Annotated in this window: 22 protein-coding genes; 5 read left to right on the top strand and 17 right to left on the bottom strand. The window is 71.2% G+C overall.

Annotated features, from left to right (window positions below):
• The first annotated feature begins 1 nt into the window (after nucleotide 1).
• Nucleotides 2–1279 carry an ABC transporter substrate-binding protein gene (locus BN1555_RS05045; RefSeq protein WP_093798236.1) on the top strand — a complete coding sequence of 426 codons (1278 nt, stop codon included), beginning with the start codon at nucleotides 2–4 and terminating at the stop codon, nucleotides 1277–1279.
• A gap of 76 nt (nucleotides 1280–1355) precedes the next feature.
• On the opposite strand, the gene pssA is transcribed toward BN1555_RS05045, so the two are convergent.
• From pssA to BN1555_RS05000, 9 genes are all read right to left on the bottom strand, one after another.
• Entirely contained in the window at nucleotides 1356–2174 is an 819-nt protein-coding gene (pssA, locus tag BN1555_RS05040) for a CDP-diacylglycerol--serine O-phosphatidyltransferase (protein ID WP_176710247.1), read from the bottom strand.
• Between the two features lie 22 nt (nucleotides 2175–2196).
• Nucleotides 2197–2853, bottom strand: coding sequence for a phosphatidylserine decarboxylase (locus BN1555_RS05035; protein WP_093798232.1), 657 nt, complete (start codon nucleotides 2851–2853; stop codon nucleotides 2197–2199).
• A 170-nt stretch (nucleotides 2854–3023) separates the two neighbouring features.
• Nucleotides 3024–4229 carry an acyl-CoA dehydrogenase family protein gene (locus BN1555_RS05030; protein WP_093798230.1) on the bottom strand — a complete coding sequence of 402 codons (1206 nt, stop codon included), beginning with the start codon at nucleotides 4227–4229 and terminating at the stop codon, nucleotides 3024–3026.
• Between the two features lie 27 nt (nucleotides 4230–4256).
• Nucleotides 4257–4760 (bottom strand): MaoC family dehydratase, encoded by a 504-nt coding sequence (locus tag BN1555_RS05025; RefSeq protein WP_093798228.1) that lies wholly within the window; start codon nucleotides 4758–4760, stop codon nucleotides 4257–4259.
• Nucleotides 4761–4762: 2 nt separating this feature from the next.
• Entirely contained in the window at nucleotides 4763–5737 is a 975-nt protein-coding gene (locus BN1555_RS05020; protein ID WP_093798226.1) for an HpcH/HpaI aldolase/citrate lyase family protein, read from the bottom strand.
• The gene (locus tag BN1555_RS05015; RefSeq protein ID WP_093798224.1) at nucleotides 5734–7746 is read right to left on the bottom strand and encodes a protein meaA; all 2013 of its coding nucleotides are present in this window, start codon (nucleotides 7744–7746) and stop codon (nucleotides 5734–5736) included. Before BN1555_RS05015 ends, BN1555_RS05020 begins: the two co-directional genes overlap by 4 nt.
• On the bottom strand, nucleotides 7746–9083 hold the full coding sequence (gene ccrA / locus BN1555_RS05010) for a crotonyl-CoA carboxylase/reductase (RefSeq protein WP_093798222.1): 1338 nt from the start codon (nucleotides 9081–9083) through the stop codon (nucleotides 7746–7748). The genes BN1555_RS05015 and ccrA overlap by 1 nt, the downstream gene beginning before the upstream one ends.
• A 407-nt stretch (nucleotides 9084–9490) precedes the next feature.
• The gene (locus tag BN1555_RS05005) at nucleotides 9491–10333 is read right to left on the bottom strand and encodes a TetR family transcriptional regulator (protein WP_218058179.1); all 843 of its coding nucleotides are present in this window, start codon (nucleotides 10331–10333) and stop codon (nucleotides 9491–9493) included.
• A gap of 79 nt (nucleotides 10334–10412) precedes the next feature.
• Nucleotides 10413–12194, bottom strand: a complete 1782-nt coding sequence (locus BN1555_RS05000) for a 3-hydroxyacyl-CoA dehydrogenase family protein (protein WP_093798218.1) — start codon at nucleotides 12192–12194, stop codon at nucleotides 10413–10415.
• Nucleotides 12195–12498: 304 nt separating this feature from the next.
• On the opposite strand from BN1555_RS05000, the gene BN1555_RS04995 reads away from it, so the two are divergent.
• Nucleotides 12499–13101 (top strand): adenylosuccinate lyase, encoded by a 603-nt coding sequence (locus BN1555_RS04995; RefSeq protein WP_093798216.1) that lies wholly within the window; start codon nucleotides 12499–12501, stop codon nucleotides 13099–13101.
• Here the strand turns inward: BN1555_RS04995 and BN1555_RS04990 are convergent.
• On the bottom strand, nucleotides 13050–13631 hold the full coding sequence (locus BN1555_RS04990) for a GNAT family N-acetyltransferase (protein ID WP_255305886.1): 582 nt from the start codon (nucleotides 13629–13631) through the stop codon (nucleotides 13050–13052). The two genes, BN1555_RS04995 and BN1555_RS04990, sit on opposite strands and share 52 nt — an antisense overlap.
• Before the next feature lie 193 nt (nucleotides 13632–13824).
• A complete protein-coding gene (locus BN1555_RS04985; RefSeq protein ID WP_093798214.1) occupies nucleotides 13825–14748 on the bottom strand; it encodes an aminoglycoside phosphotransferase family protein in 924 nt (307 codons plus the stop codon).
• Between the two features lie 247 nt (nucleotides 14749–14995).
• Here BN1555_RS04985 and BN1555_RS04980 point away from each other — a divergent pair, with 247 nt between their 5' ends.
• The 3 genes from BN1555_RS04980 to BN1555_RS04970 all read left to right on the top strand — a co-directional run bounded on the left by BN1555_RS04980 (nucleotide 14996) and on the right by BN1555_RS04970 (nucleotide 18910).
• Nucleotides 14996–15439 (top strand): SRPBCC family protein, encoded by a 444-nt coding sequence (locus BN1555_RS04980; RefSeq protein ID WP_093798212.1) that lies wholly within the window; start codon nucleotides 14996–14998, stop codon nucleotides 15437–15439.
• Nucleotides 15440–15607: 168 nt separating this feature from the next.
• Nucleotides 15608–18013, top strand: coding sequence for an MFS transporter (locus BN1555_RS04975; RefSeq protein ID WP_255305885.1), 2406 nt, complete (start codon nucleotides 15608–15610; stop codon nucleotides 18011–18013).
• Nucleotides 18014–18232: 219 nt separating this feature from the next.
• The gene (locus BN1555_RS04970) at nucleotides 18233–18910 is read left to right on the top strand and encodes a class I SAM-dependent methyltransferase (RefSeq protein ID WP_093798208.1); all 678 of its coding nucleotides are present in this window, start codon (nucleotides 18233–18235) and stop codon (nucleotides 18908–18910) included.
• A gap of 18 nt (nucleotides 18911–18928) precedes the next feature.
• On the opposite strand, the gene BN1555_RS04965 is transcribed toward BN1555_RS04970, so the two are convergent.
• The 6 genes from BN1555_RS04965 to BN1555_RS04940 form a co-directional block, all read right to left on the bottom strand.
• Complete coding sequence (locus BN1555_RS04965; RefSeq protein WP_255305884.1) at nucleotides 18929–19417, bottom strand: hypothetical protein; 489 nt, start codon at nucleotides 19415–19417, stop codon at nucleotides 18929–18931.
• A 136-nt stretch (nucleotides 19418–19553) separates the two neighbouring features.
• Nucleotides 19554–20120: a DUF6328 family protein gene (locus tag BN1555_RS04960; protein ID WP_093798206.1), complete on the bottom strand. Its 567-nt coding sequence runs from the start codon at nucleotides 20118–20120 to the stop codon at nucleotides 19554–19556.
• Nucleotides 20121–20209: 89 nt separating this feature from the next.
• Nucleotides 20210–21946, bottom strand: coding sequence for a RecQ family ATP-dependent DNA helicase (locus tag BN1555_RS04955; protein WP_093798204.1), 1737 nt, complete (start codon nucleotides 21944–21946; stop codon nucleotides 20210–20212).
• A gap of 96 nt (nucleotides 21947–22042) precedes the next feature.
• Nucleotides 22043–23065 (bottom strand): LacI family DNA-binding transcriptional regulator, encoded by a 1023-nt coding sequence (locus BN1555_RS04950; protein WP_093798202.1) that lies wholly within the window; start codon nucleotides 23063–23065, stop codon nucleotides 22043–22045.
• The gene (locus tag BN1555_RS04945) at nucleotides 23065–23361 is read right to left on the bottom strand and encodes a hypothetical protein (RefSeq protein ID WP_176709953.1); all 297 of its coding nucleotides are present in this window, start codon (nucleotides 23359–23361) and stop codon (nucleotides 23065–23067) included. Before BN1555_RS04945 ends, BN1555_RS04950 begins: the two co-directional genes overlap by 1 nt.
• A 31-nt stretch (nucleotides 23362–23392) precedes the next feature.
• Complete coding sequence (locus BN1555_RS04940) at nucleotides 23393–23740, bottom strand: L-rhamnose mutarotase (protein WP_093798200.1); 348 nt, start codon at nucleotides 23738–23740, stop codon at nucleotides 23393–23395.
• Nucleotides 23741–23789: the final 49 nt, after the last annotated feature.

Here is a 23789-nt window from a genome sequence, read left to right as displayed (position 1 = left end):
GATGACCACGCGCAAGCAGGTCACCAGGACCACTGCCGCCACGCTCGCCGCGCTGCTCGCGCTGACGGCGGCCGGATGCAGCTCGAAGGCGAAGGAAGGCGGCAAGGGCGACGGCAAGGCGGACGCCGGCGGGGTCAGGACCGGCCAGGGCGTCACGGACAAGACGATCAAGCTCGGTGCGCTGACCGACATGACCGGCGTCTACGCCTCGCTCGGCAAGAGCGTCACCCAGGCCCAGCAGCTCTACGTGAAGAGGACCAACGCCGACGGCGGCATCTGCGGCCGGAAGATCGAGCTCACGGTCCGCGACCACGGCTACGACCCGCAGAAGGCCGTCTCCGGCTACACCGAGCTGTCGCCGCAGGTCCTCGGTTTCGCCCAGTTCATCGGCTCGCCCTTCGTCGCCGCGGTCAAGCAGCGCATCGACGGCCAGGACAAGGGCCTCGTCATCCCGCAGGCCTGGTCCGCCTCGCTGCTCGGCAGTCCGTACGTCCGCGTCATCGGCAACACGTACGACGTCGAGACGATCAACGCGATCGACTTCCTGACGCGGGACAAGGGCGTCAGGAAGGGCGACCGGATCGGCCACGTCTACTTCGAGGGCGACTACGGCGAGAACGCGCTCGCCGGGTCGGAGTACGCGGCGGAACAGGCCGGGCTCACGATCGTCGAGCAGAAGATCAAACCGACCGACAACGACATGACGGCTCAGGTCGCGGCGCTCAAGAAGGCCGGGGTCAAGGGCGTCGTCATCAGCGCGGGACCGCGCCAGGCCGCCTCGTTCGTCGGGGTCGCGGCGGCGGTCGGGCTCCGGGCGCCGATCATCGGCAACAACTCGGCGTTCTCCCCGCAGCTGCTCGCGACCCAGGCCGGCCCCGCGCTGGAGAAGAGCTACTACGTGGCCTCGCCCAGCGAGCCGATCGGCACGGACACGCCGGACGCCGAGGAGCTCGTGGCGGACTACAAGGCGGCGTACCCGTCCGACGCCCTGGACAACGGCGTGGTGGCCGGTTGGACGGCGGCCTCGGCCTTCGGCGAGGCGCTGAAGAAGGCGTGCGCGTCCAAGGACCTGACCCGGGAGGGCGTCGGCAAGGCCCTGCTGACGATCGACGCCTACGACTCCGGCTTCGGCACCACCCACGACTTCACCGACCCGAAGGCACCCTCCTCGCGCGAGACGGTCATCCTCCAGCCGGACAAGAGCGTGACCGGGGGCACGAAGGTGGTCCGCGAGGCGGAGGCGTCCCAGGCCGCCCGGAGCTACACCGCGGGCGGCTGACGGCCCCGCCGGCGGGAAACGGCCGAGGGCCCCGGAGCATGTGCTCCGGGGCCCTCGGCCGTACGTACGGTCACGTCTACGGCAGCTGGGCCGCACGCGCCACGCGGCGGTTGTCGCGGAACGTGTTCACACGCCGCGCCGTCGCGAAGAGCGGGATCACCGCGCCCAGGACCACCTGGAGCGCGCAGCCGGTCGCCAGTAGGACCTGGCCGCCCGGGGCGTCGAACGCCCAGGCCGCCAGCAGACCCATCGCGCCCACGATCCAGGCGAGCATCGCCACCGCGAGGACGCCCCGCGGCTTCGGGTACTCGACCCGGCTCACCATCAGCCACGCGACGCCGATGATGGCGAGCAGCGTGGGGATGAAGGGGAGCTCCAGCAGCACGATCGAGACGACCGTCAGCGCCCCGAAGGGGCTCGGCATGCCCTGGAACATGCCGTCCTTCATCGTCACGCAGGAGAATCTGGCGAGCCGCAGGACCACCGCCAGCAGCACCACGATCGCCGCCAGCGCCGACATCCGCTGGTGGGCGTCGTCCGCGACCATTCCGTACACCAGTACGAAATAGGCCGGGGCGAGCCCGAAGCTGATCAGGTCGGAGAGGTTGTCCAGCTCCGCACCCATCGGCGAGCTGCGCAGCTTGCGCGCCACGAGCCCGTCGCAGAGGTCGAAGATCGCCGCGAGGAGCATCAGGATCACGGCGGTCGCGGCGCTGTGCCGCGCCATGCCGGTCTCCTGGCTGCCCTGGAGGTGCGGGATGAGGATTCCGGTGGTGGTGAAGTACACCGCCATGAACCCGCAGGTCGCGTTGCCGAGGGTGAGCGTGTCCGCTATCGACAGCCGCAGGGAGAGCGGCATGTCCTCGGCGTCGTTCTCCTCCTCGGCCTCGGGCACCCAGCCGGCCTGTGTCTCGGAATCAGTCACGGTCAATGCGAGTCACCCCCGCGGTGGTGACCTGTCCGACCTCGACATCGGCCTCGACACCTTCGGGAAGGTAGATGTCGACGCGCGAACCGAAGCGGATCAGGCCGATGCGCTCGCCCTGCTCGACCTTCGTGCCCTGCGGCACGTACGGGACGATGCGACGCGCGACCGCGCCGGCGATCTGCACCATCTCGATGTCACCGAGCTCGGTGTCGAAGTGCCAGACAACGCGCTCGTTGTTCTCGCTCTCCTTGTTGAACGCCGGCACGAACCCGCCGGGGATGTGCTCGACCGACGTCACCGTGCCCGCGAGGGGCGCGCGGTTCACGTGGACGTTGAGCGGGCTCATGAAGATCGCGACGCGGGTACGTCCGTCCTTCCACGGCATGATGCTCTGCACCACTCCGTCGGCCGGGGAGATGACCCGGCCCCGAGTGATCTCGCGCTCGGGATCGCGGAAGAACCACAGCATGCCCGCCGCGAGCGCGGTGGTGGGCACGGCGACGGCGGCCCAGCGGCCGGACTTGCGGGCCCGGGCGAGGCTGAGCGCCGCGGTGGCGACGGTCGGCAGAAGCCACGGCGATGCTCCGCGAGCAAGGCGTCCCTGGAGGAGGCCGTCGCGTGATGCAGAGGTTTGGCTGTGGGGCATGGATGACCTTCGTAGCGGATGATGCCGCGCTGGCAACAGGGGGACGGCGGCTTACCGGCGATGGTAGCGGTTGCGGGGCGCAACTGGGCAAGCCAGAAGACGAGTCGGAGGCCTGAAGACGATGACAGGGTGTGATCTTCTTCGCGGTCATTTCCCCCCGAAAGGGGCAATCAACCCTGGAATCGGTACTCTTCGAGGAGTCGCCGACCGATGATCATTTTCTGGATCTCGGCGGTACCTTCACCGATGAGCAGCATCGGCGCCTCGCGGTAGAGACGCTCGATTTCGTACTCCTTCGAGAACCCGTAGCCACCGTGGATACGGAAGGCGTCCTCGACGACTTCCTTGCAGTACTCGGAGGCGAGGTACTTCGCCATCCCTGCCTCTAGGTCGTTTCGTTCCCCGGAGTCCTTTTTGCGTGCTGCATTCACCATCATGGCATGGGCGGCCTCGACCTTGGTAGCCATCTCGGCCAGCTTGAACTGAATCGCCTGGTGCTGCGCGATCGGCTTGCCGAAGGTCTGGCGTTGCTGGGCGTACGAGACGCCCAGCTCAAACGCACGTTGCGCGACGCCGCAACCACGCGCCGCCACATTGACGCGGCCGACCTCGACGCCGTCCATCATTTGGTAAAACCCTCGGCCGGTTGCCCCGCCGAGTATGCGATTGGCCGGAATGCGCAGTCCGTCCATAATCAGCTCGGTGGTGTCGACGCCCTTGTAGCCCATCTTGTCGATCTTCCCGGGGATGGTCAGGCCCGGACGGACCTCACCGAAGCCCGGCTCCTTCTCCACCAGGAAGGTCGTCATCTGCTTGTGCGGGGCCGTGCCCTCGGGGAGACCCTCGTCACTGCGGCACAGCACCGCGACGAGCGTGGACGAGCCGCCGTTCGTCAGCCACATCTTCTGGCCGTTCAGGACGTACTCGTCACCGTCCTTCACGCCCTTCGACGTGATGGCCGACACGTCGGAACCGAGCGCCGGCTCCGACATCGAGAACGCGCCGCGCACCTCGCCCAGCGCCATGCGCGGCAGGAACGTGTCCTTCTGCTCCTGGGTGCCGTGCTGCTTGAGCATGTACGCCACGATGAAGTGCGTGTTGATGATCCCGGAGACGCTCATCCAGCCACGGGCTATCTCCTCCACGCACAGCGCGTAGGTGAGGAGGGACTCGCCCAGACCCCCGTACTCCTCGGGGATCATCAACCCGAACAGGCCGAGCTCCTTGAGACCCTCGACGATCTCCGTCGGGTACTCGTCGCGGTGCTCCAGCTCGGTCGCGACAGGGATGATCTCCTTGTCGACGAAGTTCCTGACGGTGGCCAGGATCTCCTGCTGGATGTCGGTCAGACCGGCGGTCTGGGCGAGACGGGCCATGGCTACTTCTCCTGCGTCTTCACGTGGTCAGTTGGATGCCGTCGGGCGGCCGGGCTGCTCGCCGCCGCGCTCCTTGATGTACGTCTCGGTCGGGACCATCACCTTGCGCCGGAACACGCAGACGACGGTGCCGTCCTGCTTGTAGCCCTTCGTCTCGACGTAGACGATCCCGCGGTCGCTCCTGGACTTCGACGGCGTCTTGTCGAGGACGGTCGTCTCGCCGTAGATCGTGTCGCCGTGGAAGGTCGGCGCGATGTGCCTGAGCGACTCGACCTCCAGGTTGGCGATGGCCTTCCCGGAGACGTCCGGCACCGACATGCCGAGCAGCAGCGAGTAGACGTAGTTGCCGACGACGACGTTCTTGCCGAAGTCGGTCGTCCTCTCGGCGTAATTGCTGTCCATGTGCAGCGGGTGGTGGTTCATGGTGAGGAGGCAGAAGAGGTGGTCGTCGTACTCCGTGACCGTCTTCCCGGGCCAGTGCTTGTAGACGGCGCCGACCTCGAACTCCTCGTACGTGCGTCCGAACTGCATGGTCAGGCCTCCGGGGCTTCGAACTTGGAGGTGCGCTGCATGCCGGCCGCGCGCCCCTTGCCGGAGATGACCAGCGCCATCTTGCGGCTGGCCTCGTCGATCATCTCGTCGCCGAGCATCGCGGAGCCCTTCTTGCCGCCCGCCTCGGACGTGCACCACTCGTACGCGTCGAGAATCATCTCGGCGTGGTCGTAGTCCTCCTGCGAGGGCGAGAACACCTCGTTGGCCGCGTCGACCTGACCGGGGTGCAGCACCCACTTGCCGTCGAAGCCCAGCGCCGCCGCACGGCCCGCGACCTCACGGTACGCGTCCACGTCGCGGATCTGGAGGAACGGGCCGTCGATCGCCTGGAGGTCGTGCGTACGGGCCGCCATCAGGATGCGCATCAGGATGTAGTGGTAGGCGTCGGCGCCGTAGCCGGGCGGCTGCATGCCGACGACCAGCGTCTTCATGTTGATCGACGCCATGAAGTCGGCCGGACCGAAGATGATCGTCTCCAGGCGCGGCGAGGCGGCGGCGATCCCGTCGACGTTCACCAGGCCCTTGGCGTTCTCGATCTGCGCCTCGATGCCGATCCTGCCGACCTCGAAGCCCATCGTCTTCTCGATCTGGGTGAGGAGGAGGTCGAGCGCGACGACCTGCTGGGCGTCCTGGACCTTCGGCAGCATGATGCAGTCGAGGTTCGGGCCCGCGCCCTCGACGACCGTGATGACATCGCGGTACGTCCAGTGGGTCGTCCAGTCGTTGACCCGCACGACCCGGGTCTTGCCCGTCCAGTCGCCGTTGTTCAGCGCGTCGACGATGGTGTGCCGGGCGCCCTCCTTGGCGAGCGGCGCGCACGCGTCCTCCAGGTCCAGGAAGACCTGGTCGGCCGGAAGGCCCTGGGCCTTCTCCAGGAAGCGCGGGTTCGAGCCGGGCACGGCGAGGCAGGAGCGGCGCGGGCGCAGGCGGTTGACGGCGGGCGTGGGCGTGGTCATGCGGAGACCTCCAGGGGGTCGAGCTTGTTCGCTGTGCGGATCTCGTCGACGATACGGCCGATGATCTCCGTGATCCCGAAGTCCTTCGGGGTGAAAACCGCGGCCACTCCGGCAGCGCGCAGTGCCTCGGCGTCCGCGGGCGGGATGATCCCGCCCGCGATCACCGGAATGTCGGTGGCGCCGGCCCCCCGGAGCCGTACCAGCACGTCGGGCACCAGCTCGGCGTGCGAGCCGGACAGGATGGACAGACCGACGCAGTGCACGTCCTCGGCGAGGGCGGCGCTCACGATCTGCTCGGGGGTGAGCCGGATGCCCTGGTAGACCACCTCGAAGCCCGCGTCGCGGGCCCGTACGGCGATCTGCTCGGCGCCGTTGGAGTGGCCGTCCAGGCCGGGCTTGCCGACCAGCAGGCGCAGCCTTCCCGAGCCGAGCTCGTCGGCCGTACGGGCCACCTTCTCCCGTACGTACGCGAGCGGGGTGCCCGCCTCGGCGGTGACCGCGACCGGGGCGCTGCTCACGCCGGTCGGCGCGCGGAACTCGCCGAAGACGTCCCGCAGCGCCCAGGACCACTCGCCGGTGGTGACGCCCGCGCGGGCGCACTCGACCGTGGGGCCCATCAGGTTCTCGGTACCGGCCGCGGCCTTCTTGAGGGCCGCCAGGGCCTCGGAGGCGCGCGCCTCGTCGCGGTTGTCGCGCCACTCGTGGAGCTTGGCGACGACGCGGGCCTCATTGGCCGGGTCGACCGTCATGATCGCGCCGTCCAGGTCCGCGGTGAGCGGGCTGGGCGCGGTCGACTCGTAGCAGTTGACGCCGACGATCTTCTCCTCGCCCGACTCGATGCGGGCGCGGCGCTCCGCGTGCGAGGAGACCAGCTGCGACTTGAGGTAGCCGGACTCGACGGCCGCCATGGCGCCGCCCATCTCCGCGATGCGGTCCATCTCGGCGAAGGACTCGGCGACCAGCGCCTCCACCTTGGCCTCGATGACGTGCGACCCCGCGAAGATGTCCTCGTACTCCAGCAGGTCGCTCTCCAGGGCGAGCACCTGCTGGATGCGCAGCGACCACTGCTGGTCCCAGGGGCGGGGGAGCCCGAGCGCCTCGTTCCAGGCGGGGAGCTGCACGGCGCGGGCGCGGGCGTCCTTGGAGAGGGTGACGGCCAGCATCTCCAGGACGATGCGCTGGACGTTGTTCTCCGGCTGCGCCTCGGTCAGACCGAGGGAGTTGACCTGCACGCCGTAGCGGAAGCGGCGCTGCTTGGCGTCCTCGATGCCGTACCGCTCGCGCGTGACCTTGTCCCAGATGCGGCCGAAGGCGCGCATCTTGCACATCTCCTCGACGAAGCGGACACCCGCGTTGACGAAGAAGGAGATGCGGGCGACGACGTCCCCGAACTTCTCCGGCTCCACCTGGCCGCTGTCCCGTACGGCGTCGAGGACGGCGATGGCCGTGCTCATCGCGTACGCGATCTCCTGGACCGGCGTGGCGCCGGCCTCCTGGAGGTGGTAGCTGCAGATGTTGATCGGGTTCCACTTGGGGATGTGGTTCACCGTGTAGGTGATCATGTCCGTCGTCAGGCGCAGGCTCGGCACCGGCGGGAAGACGTGCGTCCCGCGCGACAAGTACTCCTTGACGATGTCGTTCTGCGTCGTCCCCTGGAGCCTGGTGATGTCGGCGCCCTGCTCCTCCGCGACCACCTGGTACATCGCCAGCAGCCACATGGCGGTGGCGTTGATGGTCATGGAGGTGTTCATCTGCTCCAGGGGGATGTCCTGGAACAGCCGCCGCATGTCACCGAGGTGGGACACCGGGACCCCGACCCGGCCGACCTCGCCGCGGGCGAGGATGTGGTCGGGGTCGTAGCCGGTCTGCGTCGGAAGGTCGAACGCGACCGACAGGCCGGTCTGGCCCTTGGCGAGGTTGTTGCGGTACAGCTCGTTGGACGCCTCGGCGGTCGAGTGACCGGCGTACGTCCGCATGAGCCAGGGCCGGTCCTTCCGACGCTCACTCATCAGACGTCCCGGAAGCGGTTGATCGCGTCGATGTGCTGCTCGCGCAGCTCGTGGTCGCGGACGCCGAGACCCTCGCGGGGCGCCAGGGCCAGCACACCGACCTTGCCCTGGTGCAGGTTGCGGTGGACGTCGTACGCCGCCTGGCCGGTGTCCTCCAGGGAGTACACCTTCGACAGGGTGGGGTGGATCCTGCCCTTGGCGATCAGGCGGTTGGCCTCCCACGCCTCGCGGTAGTTCGCGAAGTGGGAGCCGATGATGCGCTTCAGCGACATCCACAGGTAGCGGTTGTCGTACTCGTGCATGTAACCCGAGGTCGAGGCGCAGGTGGTGATCGTGCCGCCCTTGCGGGTGACGTACACGGACGCGCCGAAGGTCTCGCGGCCGGGGTGCTCGAAGACGATGTCGATGTCCTCGCCGCCGGTGAGCTCGCGGATGCGCTTGCCGAAGCGCTTCCACTCCCTGGGGTCCTGGGTGCGCTCGTCCTTCCAGAACTTGTAGCCCTCGGCGTTGCGGTCGATGATCGCCTCGGCGCCCATCGCGCGGCAGATGTCCGCCTTCTGGTCGCTGGAGACGACACAGATCGGGTTGGCGCCGCCGGCCAGCGCGAACTGGGTGGCGTACGAACCGAGTCCGCCGCTCGCGCCCCAGATCAGCACGTTGTCGCCCTGCTTCATGCCGGCGCCGTTGCGCGAGACGAGCTGGCGGTACGCCGTCGAGTTGACCAGGCCGGGGGCCGCCGCCTCCTCCCAGCTGAGGTGGTCCGGCTTGGGCATCAGCTGGTTGGACTTGACGAGTGCGATCTCCGCCAGGCCGCCGAAGTTGGTCTCGAAGCCCCAGATGCGCTGCTCGGGGTCGAGCATCGTGTCGTTGTGGCCGTCGGACGACTCCAGCTCGACGGACAGGCAGTGCGCGACGACCTCGTCGCCGGGCTTCCAGGCGTTCACGCCGGGGCCGGTGCGCAGGACGACGCCCGCGAGGTCGGAGCCGATGACGTGGTACGGGAGGTCGTGGCGCTTGCTCAGGTCGCTGAGCTTGCCGTACCGCTCCAGGAAGCCGAAGGTCGAGACCGGCTCGAAGATCGAGGTCCAGACGGAGTTGTAGTTGACCGAGCTGGCCATGACCGCGACCAGGGCCTCGCCCGGACCGAGCTCGGGCACCGGCACGTCCTCCACGTGGAGGGACTTGCGGGGGTCCTTGTCGCGGCTGGCGACGCCGGCGAACATCTCGGCCTCGTCCTTGTGCACGGTCACCGCGCGGTACGACTCGGGGACGGACAGGGCCGCGAAATCTGCGGCGGAGCTGTCCTGCGACTGGATCGCGTCCAGGATTTCCTTCACGGGGGCCTCCGGCGAAGCGCGTCCTCGGGGAACGCTATGAGGGGAACGTCGGGGTGCTGCTGTGGAGGTGTGCCGTCGGTTCGGCGATGGTGCGGGTTTTCGGCAGCGCGGGTAGCGCGGGAGGTTGCCTGTGACGCAGGCGTCCGGGCGCGCAGGCACATGGCTTGCGGGGACAGCCTGCGTACGGGGGATCACTGCACGCCGGCCGCCCGGACGACATCAACGTATGACACCCCGTGCCACGTGACAAGACACTGAGTGCCAACAATTTCTCTCACTTGTCACCTCGCCGTCACATGTGAGCGATGATCGATCGATTTGGATTCATCAGAGCACGCGAAGACGCCGCCCGCCTCCCGGCTTCCGGGGGCGGACGGCGTCTTCGTCCGGTGGTGGACCTGTACCGGTCAGTTCTGCTTGAGCGCCCGCTCGATCGTGCGCATGACCTCGTCCAGGGGCGCGTCCGTGCGGGCCACCGTCACCAGCACGTCGCCGCTCACCGAGGCCGACGCCGACTGCGCCTGCTTCGGACGGGCCGTCGAGCGGCCCGCGCCGATGCCGGTGCCGAAGGTGTCGCGGACGATCGAGAACGCGTGGTCCAGCTGCGCCTCCACGTCGCCCTGGCCGCCCGCCCGCAGCCACCGCCGCAGCACGTGGTTGTGGGCCGTCACCACGGCGGAGGCGGCCACCTCCGCCAGCAGCGGGTCGTCGTTGTCGTCGTGGTGGTCGTGCTCGTCGAAGTGGCCCAGCAGGTAGCGCGTGAACAGCCGCTCGTAGCGGGCCACCGAGGCGATCTCCGCCTCGCGGAGCGTGGGGACCTCACGGGTGAGCTTGTAGCGGGCGACGGAGACCGCGGGGGACGCCGCGTACATCCGCATGACTTCCTTGATGCCCCGGCAGACGGTGTCGAGCGGGTGCTCGTGCGGGGAAGCCGCGTTGAGGACCGCCTCGGCGCGCACCAGCGTGTCGTCGTGGTCCGGGAAGATCGCCTCTTCCTTGGAGCGGAAGTGCCGGAAGAAGGTCCGGCGGGCGACCCCGCCGGCGGCGGCGATCTCGTCGACGGTCGTCGCCTCGTACCCCTTCGTCGCGAACAGCTCCATCGCCGCCGCCGACAGTTCACGGCGCATCTTGAGCCGCTGCGCCGCCGCGCGGTTGCCCGCGGCGCTTTCGGGCGCGTCGGACGCGGAGCTCGTACGGGACGGCCGTCGGGGGGAGTCAGCGGGCTGGGACATGCTCCGAACGTACTGCATCTGCGCAGGAGAGCGCGCCTGTGGGTGCGGACCGCCGGCCGGCTCCAGCAGCCCGCCCCATCCGGTCACACCCTCCCGCTCAGCGTCCGGCATACTCCCGGAAGCCGCGCCCCGTCTTGCGGCCGAGGCACCCCGCCGCCACCAGGTGTTCGAGCAGCGGCGCCGGTGCCAGGCCCGGGTCGCGGAACTCGCGGTGCAGGACCTGCTCGATGGCGAGGGAGACGTCGAGGCCGACCACGTCGAGGAGCTCGAAGGGGCCCATCGGGTAGCCGCCGCCCAGCTTCATCGCGGCGTCGATGTCGTCCAGCGACGCGTAGTGCTGCTCGACCATCTTGACCGCGTTGTTCAGGTACGGGAAGAGCAGCGCGTTCACGATGAACCCGGCCCGGTCGCCGCAGTCCACGGGGTGCTTGCGGATCTTCCCGCACACCTCGCGGACGGTCGCGTGGACCTCGTCCGACGTGAGGACCGTACGGACCACCTCGACCAGCTTCATCGCGGGCGCCGGGTTGAAGAAGTGCATCCCGACGACGTCCTGCGGGCGCGAGGTCGCGCGGGCGCAGGCGACGACGGGCAGCGAGGACGTGGTCGTGGCGAGCACCGCGCCCGGCTTGCAGACCTTGTCGAGCGTCGCGAAGAGCTGCTGCTTGACCTCCAGGTCCTCCGCGACCGCCTCCACCGCCAGGTCGACGTCGGCGAACGCGTCGAGCGAGTCGGCGGGAGCGACCCTGCCCAGGGCCTCCTCGCGCGCCTCGGCCGTCATCCGTCCCTTGTCGACAGAGCGGGAGAGGGACTTGGCGATACGGGCCTTCGCCTTCTCCGCCTTCTCCTGGCTCCGGGCCGCGAGCACCACCTCGTATCCGGCCTTCGCGAACACCTCCGCGATGCCGGACGCCATGGTCCCGGAGCCGGCGACCCCCACCGACCGCACCGGCCGGCCGACGGCGGTGTCCGCGGACTCCCGGGGGGTGAGCGCATCGGGCACCACCTCCTGGCTGCCGGCCGCCGCGTACGTGTAGAAGCCGCGGCCCGACTTGCGCCCGTTCAGCCCCGCCTCGCTGAGCTGCTTCAGGACGGGGGCGGGCGCGTGCAGCCGGTCGTGGGACTCGGAGTACATCGCTTCCAGGACCGTGCGGGCCGTGTCGACGCCGATCAGGTCGAGCAGGGCGAGGGGGCCCATCGGCAGGCCGCAGCCCAGCCGCATCGCGGCGTCGATGTCCTCACGGGACGCGTACTTGGCCTCGTACATCGCGGCGGCCTGGTTGAGGTAACCGAAGAGCAGGCCGTCGGCGACGAAACCGGGCCGGTCGCCGATCGCGACCGGCTCCTTGCCCAGATCCCGGGCGAGCGCGGTGACGGCCTCGACCGCCTGCGGCGCGGTGAGCACCGAGGAGACGATCTCGACCAGCTTCATCGCGGGTGCCGGGTTGAAGAAGTGCAGGCCCAGTACCCGCTCGGGACGCGCCGAATCGGCGGCGAGACGGGTCACGGACAGGGCGTTCGTTCCGGTGGCCAGGACCGTCGTGGGGCGCACGATGGCGTCGAGGGCGCGGAAGACCTGCTGCTTGGCCTCGTACGACTCGGGCACGACCTCGATCACGAGATCGGCGTCCGCGACGGCCTGGAGGTCGGAGAAGGTACGGAAACGGGCGAGGGCGTCCCGCCGCTCCTCGTCGGTCATGCGCCCGCGCTCCACCGCGCGGGCGGTGGAGGCCTCGAGCGAGGAGACGGCCTGCCGGGCGGCTGCTTCGCTGATGTCGATGCCGATGACTTCACGGCCGGCGCGGGCGAGGACCTCGGCGATGCCGGTGCCCATGGTGCCGAGGCCGACCACGGCGACAGTACGGAGAGGGATGTCCATCAGGGGACTCCAGAGAATGAGTGACGACTGAGGGGCGCACGGTGCGGGAGGGTCGCGAATCGCGTGCGGAAAGCGCAGGTCGTAGTGCGGGGCCGACGGACCCTGTCCCGGAGTCACGTCGTGGAGAAAAACACCGAACCGACAAAGCACTCGGGCGGCTGCGTCACCAGGCCGCCACGAGGTGGTCAATCAGCGGGGGTGTCCCGCTCACTTGAGGGTAACCGGCCAGTAACGAGCGCGCCAGCCCTGGGGAGACCTGGCGGGATGTGATCTGGGACGCCCGGTGCGCTTATACGCTGACGCCATGGACGAGGAGCTGCGGTCGCTCATGGACCGGGTGCGGGGCGAGGCACGGGACGGGGCGGACGCGGGGACGGACGCCGGGGCGGACGGTTCCGCGGCGTACGAGCGGCTGTTCGCCACCGAGGACCTGGACGAGCTCGCCCTGGTGCTCACCGAGGCCGAACGGCCCCTGTGGGCCCGCGAGACCGCCGCTTTCCGCCTCGGCTGCGCCGGTGACCGGCGGGCCTTCGAGACGCTGGTGCTGCTCCTCAACCACCGCGATCCCGAGCGGTGCGTCACCGCCGCGTACGCGCTGGCGCGCCTCGGCGACCCGCGCACCGCCCGCGCCGCCGCCGCGCTCGCCACCAACCCGCTGCGCACCGCGTACGCGCTGCACCCGGTGCGGCTGCTCACCGAGCTCCGGGCGCCCGAGACCGTACCCGCGCTGATCACCACCCTGCGCGGGCTGCTCGCGCCGGGCAACCCGCACTGGCGGGTGGCGCTCGCCTGCGTCGAGGGTCTGGGGAAGCTGCGGGACGCGCGGGCGCGGCCGGTGCTCGAAGCGGCGCTGGGTCACCCGCGCCTGACGGCCGCCGCGTCCGCCGCGCTCAGCCGCCTCGCGTAACGCGTCTCGGGGACGGCGACGCCCCGCACGTCGGAGGACGTCTCGGCGCCGTCGGGCGCGAAGCCCGCCTTCTCGTAGAAGCGGCGGGCGAGAGTGTTCTCCGTGAGGACCCACAGCAGCATGCGCGGGTGGCCGTCGGTGGCGGCGCGGGCGAGCAGTTCGGCCGTCAGGGCACGGCCGGCACCGGTCGAGCGGTGCTCCGGCAGGACGTAGAGGGCGTACAGCTCGGCGCCGGCGGCCGGTTCCCCCTCGTCGCGGTACGGCCCGTAGCAGCCCCAGCCGATCACCTGACCGTCGCGCTCGGCGACCACATCGCGGCCCGCGCCCGCGCCCGTGCCCGCTGCCTCGGCCTCGGCTTCGGCGAGATGCGCGCGGCGCCGCGCGGCGTCCTCCTCGACGCTCATCGCGTCGAGGTGGGCCTGGGGGATCATTCCGGCGTACGCCGACTGCCATCCCCGCACCCGCACGCGGGCGACGGCCTCGCAGTCGTCGATGGTCATGTCCCGCAGGTGTGTGCCGCCGCTGCTCATGGGGCCGCACTTTAGCCAGGGCCGGGCGGGCGGAGCAGCCGGTCACCGCCGCGACCCGGCCGGTGCCCCGGGCGGCGCGGCGGCAATCGCCGCCGGGGGGAAGGCCGTTGGGAGCGTTCCCCGGGTGCTGGCGTGTCCGGGGCGCTGCCGACGTGGGGCGGCGACGTCCCTCGCCCGCCGGCGGCAGTCCGCGTCAGCCGCCCGCTCCCCGGCCGGCCCGTGCCGCGTAGCCGTGATCGGCGAAGACTTCACGGATCACGTGCCGTGCGCCGGCCGCGAGCACCGGGTTCGTGTTCCGGTAGTGCGGAAGCTGGATGAACGCGATCGACAGGGCCCGTCCGCGGCCGCGTGCCCAGGTCGCGTCATCGGCTCGCAGGGCCTCGCGGAAGACGCCGCGCGCTTCGGCGGGCAGCAGGTTCCACGCCACGATCAGGTCGACGGAGGGGTCGCCGGCGCCCGCGACCCCGAAGTCGATGACGGCGCTGAGCCGTCCACGGTCGGCCAGCACGTTCCCGGGCGACAAATCACCGTGGGACCAGGCGGCCGGCCCGGACCGCTCGGGGATCCGCAGGGCCTCCTCCCACGCGGCGGTCGCCGCTTCGGTGTCGATGATTCCGTGCATCTCCCCGATCGCCGCGCGCGTCGGGGCGTCCCGCGTCGCCAGCGGAACTCCCCGGCCCGACGGTGGCCCGCCCACGGGGTCGATCTCCCGCAGCGCGGTGACGGACTTCCCCAGGTCCCCGGCGAGCGGGCCGGGCTCCGCGACGCGGCCGGCGACGGGGTTCCCGCCCTCCAGCCAGCGGTAGACGGACCAGCTCCAGGGACAGCCCTCGGCGGGCCCGCCCTTCGCGAGCGGGGCCGGAACGGCGACCGGAAGGTGCGGGGCGAGCCGCGGCAGCCACCGCTGTTCCCCCTCCACGTCGCCGGCGGCCCCTTCCCTGCGGGGGAGCCGGACGGCCATGTCCTCGCCGAGCCGGTACATGGCGTTCTCCGTGCCGGAGGAGACGACGGGCTCCACGGGAAGGCCCGCCCACTGCGGGAACTGCCCGTCGACCAGGCGCCGTACGAGAGACACGTCGATGTCTGCCCCGTCGGCATGCGTCCTGACAGCGCACATGAGCACCTTCCGAACTCGGGGCGGGGCCACCGCGCGACGGTTGCTTCACGCGGCAGCCGGTGTTCATACCACCGTTCAACAGGCGGTCCGCCGACTCGTTTTGCCGCCACCCCCCGGCCCGCGGACGCGAAAAGGCCGGCCGGGAGGCCGCTGACGGGTCTTTCCCGCGGCCCCGATTTTGGGCGGCCCCACCGGAGGTGGTTGGGTAAGCCGCACCCTTGAAAACCCAAGTGCTGGAGGAACAGGCATGGCGCAGGTCGAGGCCACCACGGAGCGGATCATCGCGGCGGATGCGGAGACGGTGTTCGACACGCTGGCCGACTACAGCGGCTCGCGCGGAAAGCTCCTGCCCGAGCAATTCTCCGAGTACGAGGTGCGCGAGGGCGGCGACGGCGAGGGCACCCTCGTGCACTGGAAGCTCCAGGCCACCAGCAAGCGCGTCCGCGACTGCCTGCTCGAAGTGACCGAGCCGACCGACGGGCAGCTCGTCGAGAAGGACCGCAACTCGTCCATGGTCACCACCTGGACCGTCACCCCGGCCGGCGAGGGCAGGTCGAAGGCCGTCGTCACCACCGTCTGGGACGGCGCCGGCGGCATCGGCGGCTTCTTCGAGAGGACTTTCGCGCCCAAGGGCCTCGGCCGGATCTACGACGTCCTGCTCGCCAACCTCGCCACCGAGGTCGAGAAGTAGCCCGTCACCGGTTCGAGTGGTCTTCCCCGCGCGCCGGTTGTGCGCCGCAGGGGCTCCCACCGGGGGTGAAGCCGCCCGCGTACGCCTCCCCCCTCCATCGCCCGGCTTGCTCCCAGTTGTCGCGTAATGCGAGAAAAGGGCGGCGCAGTGCGACGAGGGGAGCAGTACGTGGGCGGGATCACTCTGGCGAAGACGGCGGCGGCCGGGGCCGTTGAGCCGCCGCCACCCCCAGTCCAACTCCCGCCCACGGAAAGGGCCGAGGACCGGCCCCTCAGCCCGCGCCGCGTCCGGCTGGTCTTCTTCGGGCTGATGCTCGCGCTGCTCCTCGCGGCGCTGGAGCAGATGATCGTGGCCACCGCCCTGCCGAAGATCGTCGGCGAACTCCAGGGCCTGGACCGGATGTCGTGGGCGATCACCGCCTACCTGCTCACCGCCACGATCGGTCTCCCGGTCTACGGAAAACTGGGCGATCTGTTCGGCCGCAAAGGCGTCTTCCAGTTCGCCATCGTCGTCTTCGTCGTCGGTTCGGCGCTGGCCGGCTGGTCGCGCACCATGGACCAGCTCATCGCCTTCCGCGCCATCCAGGGCATCGGCGCCGGCGGTCTCATGATCGGTGTCCAGGCGATCATCGCCGACATCGTGCCGCCCCGGGACCGCGGCCGCTTCATGGGGCTCATCGGCGCCGCCTTCGGCCTCGCGTCGGTGGCGGGGCCGCTGCTCGGCGGGTTCTTCACCGACCACGCGTCCTGGCGCTGGTGCTTCTACATCAACGTCCCGTTCGGGCTGGTGACCATGGCCGTCATCGCCGTCGTACTGAAACTTCCGAAGCCGGGCGTACGGCCGCGCCTCGACGTACTCGGCGCGCTGCTGCTCGCCGCCGCGTCCACCTGCCTGGTCCTGCTCACCAGCTGGGGCGGTACGGAGTACGCCTGGGACTCGCGGGTCATTCTCGGCCTCGCCGCGGGGGCCGCCGGAACGACCCTGCTGTTCGTCGTCGCCGAGCACTACGCGCCCGAACCCCTCATGCCCCTGCGGCTGTTCCGCGACTCCGTCTTCACGGTCACCGGACTCGTCGGCGCGGTCGTCGGCATCGCGCTCTTCGGCGCCGCCAGCTACCTGCCGACGTTCCTCCAGATGGTCGACGGCGCCAGCGCGACGGAGTCCGGACTGCTGATGCTGCCGATGATGGGCGGTGTGGTCGTCGCCTCGATCGTCTCGGGACACCTCATCAGCCGCACCGGCCGCTACCGCGTCTACCCGGTCGCCGGCAGCGCCTGCTCGGTGCTCGGCATGTGGCTGCTGTCCCGGCTGGAGGCCGACACCTCGCGGCTGCACTACAGCGTCTGGATGGCCGTACTGGGCACGGGCATCGGCCTGGTCATGCCGGTGCTCATCCTCGCCGTGCAGAACTCCGTGCCCCCGGCCGACCTGGGCACCGCCACCAGCGCCAACAACTACTTCCGGCAGATCGGCGGCAGCGTCGGCGCCGCGGTCTTCGGCACCCTCTTCGCGAACCGCCTCGGCGACGCCCTCGCCGAGCGGCTGCCCGCGGGCACCGGCCTCCCCGATCCGGCGGGCATCACGCCCCAGCTCGTGCACGCCATGGAGCCCGCGCTGCGCGACGCCTACATCGGGGCGTACGCCGAGGCGATGCCGCGGATCTTCCTCTACCTCGTGCCGGTGCTCGTCCTCGGCCTGCTCATCGCCTGCTTCCTCAAGGAGAAACCGCTGGTGTCCCACAACGCCCCCGCAGCCGAGTCCCCCACGATCCCCACGGCCCGCGCCGCCGCCCCGTACCCTGCCGCCCCCTGTCCGGCGGGCGTGCCCGTCTGCGGCACCGTCCAGCACCACGACGGCAGCGTCGTGCCGCGCGCCGCCCTCACCCTCATCGACGGGTCGGGGCGCCAGGTCGGGCGCGGCGCGAGCGGCGACGACGGGCGGTACGCGCTGAGCGTGGCCGGATCGGGGTCGTACGTGATGATCGCGGCGGCCGGCGGGCACCAGCCGCAGGCCGTCACCGTCACCGTCGGCGAACGCCCCGTCGAACTCGATGTGGTGCTCGGCGGTGCGGGCCGCCTCGCCGGGACCGTGCGCACCGCGGACGGGACACCGGTGCCCGGCGCCGCCGTGACGCTCACCGACGTACGCGGAGAGGTCGTCGCGTCGACGCGCAGCGGCCGCGAAGGCGGCTATGTGATCACGGAGCTGGTGGCGGGGGAGTACACCCTGGCGGGAAGCGCCCCGGCGTTCCGGCCCGCCGCGCTGCCGGTGAGCGTGCAGGCCTCGCGGGAGACCAGGCAGGACATCGAACTGGCGGGCGGCGCGATGCTGCGCGGCACCGTACGCGCGACCGGTGGCCGGCCCGTCGAGGACGCCCGGGTGACGCTGCTCGACGCCGGGGGCAACGTGGTGGACACGCTCACCACGGGGCCCGACGGCACGTTCCGCTTCATCGACCTGTCGTCCGGCGAGTACACGGTGATCGCCGCGGGCTACCCGCCGGTCGCCACCGTGCTCCAGGTCGCCGGCGGCGGACGGACCGAACGCGACCTGCAGCTCGGCCACGCGGACTGACCTTCGCGCGGGCCCCGGACCGCGGGTCCGCACGGCCTGCCGCGTCACCGCTCCGCGCTTCGCCCCCGGGGCCGTGCCCCGGGGGCGAAGCGGTTGCCGTGGGCCGTTCGGAGTGGCACCGGAGGGTCGCGGGCGCGCTGGGGCGGGGCGGGACCGGTGCCCGGTCCTACGCTGGGCCCGGCCCCGGTGCGGGGCACCGGCGGACCCACGGGAGAAACGATGCCGGAGCAGGGCCGCGAGCCGGCCGACGCGCAGCGCGGGCAGTGGCAGCGGACGTACGCCGACCACCCGCGGATGTACGGGGACGCCCCCTCCGCGGCCGCGGTCCATGCCGCCGCGGTGTTCCGAGTCGCCGGCGCGCAGGACGTGCTGGAGCTGGGGGCGGGGCACGGGCGAGACGCCCTGTACTTCGCCGGCTGCGGGTTCACCGTCCGGGCCGCGGACTTCAGCGCCACGGGGCTGGGCCAGCTGGAGGAGCGGGCGGCGGAGTCGGGCCTCGGGCCTTCGGTGAGCGCCGTGGTCCACGACGTGCGGCGCCCGCTGCCGCTGCCGGACGGATCGGTGGACGCCGTCTTCGCCCACATGCTGCTGTGCATGGCGCTGACGACGGGGGAGATCCACGCGCTGGTGGGCGAGGTCCGGCGGGTGCTGGGGCCCGGCGGCACCTTCGTCTACACCGTCCGGCACACCGGCGACGCCCACTACGGGGCGGGCGCGGTCCACGGCGACGGCGTCTTCGAGCACGGCGGGTTCGCGGTGCACTTCTTCGACCGCGAGCTGGTCGACGCCCTCGCCGAGGGGTGGGAGCTCCGCGAGGTCCACGCCTTCGAGGAGGGCGACCTGCCACGCCGCCTGTGGCGGATCACGCAGACGCTGCCGGCCGCCGGGGGAGGGTGACGGTGCCGGGGGATCCCCTCAACGCGCTTCGAGGCCCGCCGCCGGATCTCCCTCGCCGATGGCGATCCACCAGTTCCTCTCGTCCCTGACGAGGAGCAGCTTCTGCCGCTTTCCCGTCTTCTCGTACGCCAGCTCCACCTGGTTGAAGTACGGCACGTCGCTCTCGAGCACCGTCGCTTCCACACGGCCTCGCGCGCCCGCGCCGTACTCGCGGACGAGCCCCCGCGCCTCGGGGCCGGGCCGGTCGTAGTCCGGGCCCGCGAGTCGTGCCAGCCCTTCGGCGTCCTCGGCTTTCAGCCGCTGTACGTACACCCGTACGAGCGTGTCGACGTCCTCCGTGGTCTCCTCGACGTCCTGGTACTCGGACTTCTCCGCCCGCACCGTGACGTCGACCGACGGGGAGTCGGCCAGGCCGTAGGGCAGCCGGAACCAGATCAGCCAGATACCGACCGCCACGGCGGCCGCCCCCAGGGCGCCCGCACCCACCAGTGTGAAACGCTTGCGCATCAGCCCTCTGCTCCCGTAATGCCTCCATGTGTGGGGGCCTGTGAAAATGATCTTCACGAGAGAGGGGCGGGGCCAGAGCGCGGCGCGATTCGATGCACATACGTGATCATGGGAGGCGGCCGCGCCGGACCAGCGCCTAAGTGTCGCCGCGCTGGGCGGCGGAGCGGCGGCGGAGCCGCAGCGGGAGCGCGTACCAGCAGAGGGCGAACCACAGCATCACACCGCCGGCCAGGACCTCGGCGAGGACGCTCGGCAGTACCACGCGGAGTATCAGCAGGAGCGTGCAGCCGATGGTCAGTGCGAGCAGCACCATGCCGCACATCATCAGCCGGCTCGCCGCCTCCACGACTTCGTCCTTCATGCGCTGCCCGGACAGGAAGCGGTGGATCGACACCGGCGCGATCAGCGATCCGGTGGCCGACGCGCCGAGCACCACGGTGATCACGTAGATGGCGCGGTCGATCGTGGCCAGGTCCCGGAAGAGGGGGGTGAAGGCCACGCTGAGCAGAAAGCCGAAGAGGATCTGCACGCCGGTCTGCGCGACCCTCGTCTCCTGCAGGATCTCGTTCCACCGGCGGTTGACCCGCTCGCGCGCCGGCTCCGGCGGTTCGTGGGCGGGTCCGGTGCCAGGAGCTACCGCCTGGCAAGAGGCACACTCGCGAACCGCCGTGTTCGAGCCGGCCGGCTCCTCCGTCATGGTCATGGCATCCTCCGCATCCGAGGAAATCCTGATGCCCACTTCCGACGACGTCATGCCCCTTGATCGCCCGGTCGTCAGGGGTGACCGGTCACTCACCCGGCGGGCTTCGCGACCACGGTGAGAAGGTCCTGGCCGGCGATCGCCGCCAGTGACAGGGTGCGGTAACCCACGGAATCGAACAGGACGGTGATCCGGTCGCCCTCCTCGCCGAGAACCATGCCGTCGCCCCATTCGCTGTGCCGCACCCGCGTCCCCGTGGGGAACTCGGCGGCCGCCGGATGTCCGGGCGTACCGCTGCCCCGTTCGAAAAGCCTCTCTTCGAGCCCTTCCCCGGCCCCGGGCCGGCTGTCGCCGGAGTCCGCCGCGCACACGTCGCAGTTCCCGCACGGAGCCTCGTAGGACTCGCCGAAGTAACCGAGGAGGAAGCGGCGGCGGCAGCCGGTGGTCTCGGCGTACGCCCGGACCATCTCCACCCGTGAGCGTTCCAGCTTCCGCCGCGCCTGCGCCGCCTGTGCCGCCCGCTCGGTTGCGTCGTCCGCCGTCACGTCCGGGACGGCGCGCACGTCCCCGTCCTCGTCCGTGGTCGCCGCCCCCACCTGTTCGAGGAGGTTGGCCGCCGCGGTCACGCGGTTGCGCGACAGGCCGGTCTCCTCGCTGAGCTCCTTCAGCGCGAGGGGGCCGCCGTGCTCGTGCAGACGGGCCGTGACCTCGGTGAGCGTGTCCTCGCCGGGCGTGCGGGCGGCGAAGAAGTTCTGCATGCCGGTGTCCTCCGGCCGGTAGTGGAGTACGGCGACGGCGGGCGCGCCGTCACGCCCGGCCCGGCCGGTCTCCTGGTAGTACGCGTCGAGGGACCCGGGCACGGAGGCGTGCAGCACGAACCGCACGTCTTCCTTGTCGATGCCCATGCCGAAGGCCGAGGTCGCGGCGACCACGTCCGTCTCCCCGGCCAGGAAGGCGTCGTGCACCCGCGAGCGTTCCTCGCCGCGCAGACCGGCATGGTAGGCGGCGGCCGTCAGACCCAGCCCGGCGAGTTCGGCCGCGTAGCCCTCCGCGTCCTTGCGGGTGGCCGCGTACACGATTCCGGGCTTGGCCTCCGCCGCTGCCCTCTCCACCACCGCCCGGCGCTTGTCCTCGTCGTCCAGGAAACGGCGGACCTCCAGCGCGATGTTCGGCCGGTCGAACCCGGCGACGACCAGCGCGGGGTCCTCCATGCCCAGCCGCTCCACGATCTCCTCGCGCACCGGAGGCGCGGCCGTGGCCGTCAGCGCGAGGACCGTGGGCCGGCCCACCCGCCGGGCCACCTGGGCCAGGCGCAGGTAGTCGGGGCGGAAGTCGTGGCCCCAGGCGGACACGCACTGCGCCTCGTCGACGACGAAGAGCGCGGGCCCCGCCTGCGCCAGGCGTTCGACCACGTCGTCCTTGGCGAGCTGCTCGGGGGAGAGGAACAGGTACTCGGCGTCACCACCGCGCGCCGCCTCCCAGGCCGCCGTGGTCTCCTCGGCCGCCTGGGCCGAGTTGACGGCGACCGCCTCCGGGGCGCTGCGCCGCAGCAGCCCGGCGATCTGGTCCCGTTGCAGGGCGATGAGCGGGGAGACGACCACGGCCGGGCCGGGGAGAGACAGCGCGGCCACCTGGTAGACGGCGGACTTCCCGGCGCCGGTCGGCATGACCACGAGGGTGTCGCGGCCGGCCGCGACCGCTTCCATCGCCTTCAGCTGTCCGGGCCTCAGTTCCTGCCAGCCGAACACCTCGGCGGCCGTCCGTTCGAGACGGGCGGCGGTGGTGCGGGCGTCCTTTCCCGGCGTGGCGTGCCTCTCCTGGTCGCTCATGCCCTGCGACTACCCCGCATCCGCTCGCCCACCTCCCCGGCGAGCGGCTCCCTCGTCGTGCGGCGCGACGCGTGCGGCCGGTCCGGCGCAGGCGCGTCAGCGGCGGCGGGAGAGCGACGAGTCCCGCACCACCAGCTCCGGCTGGAGCACGATCCGCTGGTGCTGGTGGCTCTGCGCCCCGTCGCCGGTCTCCTCGATGAGCAGGTCGGCGGCCATCCGCCCCATCCGGAAGGCCGGCTGGCGTACGGAGGTCAGCGGCACCGCGGCCGCCGAGGCGAACTCGATGTCGTCGTAACCGACCAGGGCCACGTCGTCGGGAACGCTCACCCCGGCCCCGTAGAGCGCCTGGAGCATCCCCAGTGCCAGCAGGTCGTTGGCGCAGAACACCGCGGTCGGGCGGGACGGCATGCCCAGCAGCCGCGCACCGGAGTCGCGCCCCGCCGCCACGTCGAGCCGCTCGGCCTCGATCAGCCGCAGCCGCTCCGCCGGCAGCCCGGCCTCGGCCAGCGCCCGGAGGGCGCCCGCTTGCCGGTCCCGGCACTGGGCGAGGTGCAGGGGCCCGCTGACGTACGCGATCTCGGTGTGGCCCTGGGCGAGGAGGTGCCGTACGGCCAGCGTTCCGCCCAGGACGTCGTCGACGGAGACGGAGCACCCCTCGGCGCTGGGGGCCACCCGGTCGACGAGCACGTAGGGGATGCCCTGCCTCCGGAAGTGGCGCAGGTTGCCGCCGGTGGGGTCGACCGGAGTGATCAGTACGCCCCGCACCCGCTGCTCACTGAAGAGGCCGAGGTACTCCGTCTCCTCGTCGGTGCTCTGGCCGCTGTTGCACAGCATCACCCCGAGCCCGGCCTCCCGCGCGGCCCGCTCGGCGCCGGAGGCGACGTCCACGAAGAAGGGGTTGGCCATGTCGAGCACGAGCAGGGAGATGATCCGGCTGCGGCCCGCCCGCAGCTGGCGGGCCGACTCGCTGCGTACGTAGCCGAGCCGGTCGATGGTGGACAGGACCCGCGCCCGCGTCTCCTCCGTCACCGACTCGGGGCGGTTGATGACGTTCGAGACCGTGCCGACGGAGACCCCGGCGATCCGGGCGACGTCCTTGATACCCACCGACTGCGCCATCAGGCGGAGACCTCCACGAGCTCCAGTCCACTCAGACCGGCCGGCGCCCGCGGACCGGGCAGAAGACTGCCCGTGGCGAGCGCCCGGTGGTGGGCGACACCGCTCGCGCTCCACGCGTCGGTCCCCTCACCGGAGTCGCGGCCGGAGCCGACACGCGATGTCGTGTCGCCGGTCTCCGGCAGCGGGCCGCCGACCACCTTACCTTCGGCGGCGACGGACCGGCACTCTCCGCCCCTGCCCAGGCCGGGCCCGGTGCGGGGCCTGCGGACGACGGCGGGTGTGCGGGCGAGGGGCATGGTGTCCTTCCGGCCTTCTCCGAGGGATCCGCTAAGCCAGGTGGAACACTTCGGTGAGCGGCTTCATCGCCTCGTCGGGCCGGTCGCCGCCGGGTGTCTGCGCCGGGAAGGGGGGCCCTTCGTCCTCGAAGAAGGGGGCCATCTCGGCCTGCCAGCGGGCGTTGACGTCCGTGGCGGCCATGGCGGCCCGGGCCTCGGCGAAGTCCTCCGTCTCCAGGTAACCGACGAGCAGTCCGTCCTCGCGCAGGAAGAGCGAGTAGTTGTGCCAGCCGGTGGCCGAGAGGGCTTCGAGCATGTCGGGCCAGACCGCCGCGTGCCGTTCGCGGTACTCCTCGATGCGGTCCTGGCGGACCTTCAGCAGAAAACAGACGCGTTGCATGTCCTCGTGGTGCCTCTCTCGTCCCGGGGCCGGAATCAGAAGTCGGACT

Source organism: Streptomyces sp. Wb2n-11, assembly GCF_001049855.1.
In the GTDB taxonomy this organism is placed as follows: domain Bacteria; phylum Actinomycetota; class Actinomycetes; order Streptomycetales; family Streptomycetaceae; genus Streptomyces; species Streptomyces altiplanensis.
The sequence above is the reverse complement of the archived record's forward strand: the minus strand, read 5'-3'. Positions and strand labels throughout refer to the sequence as shown.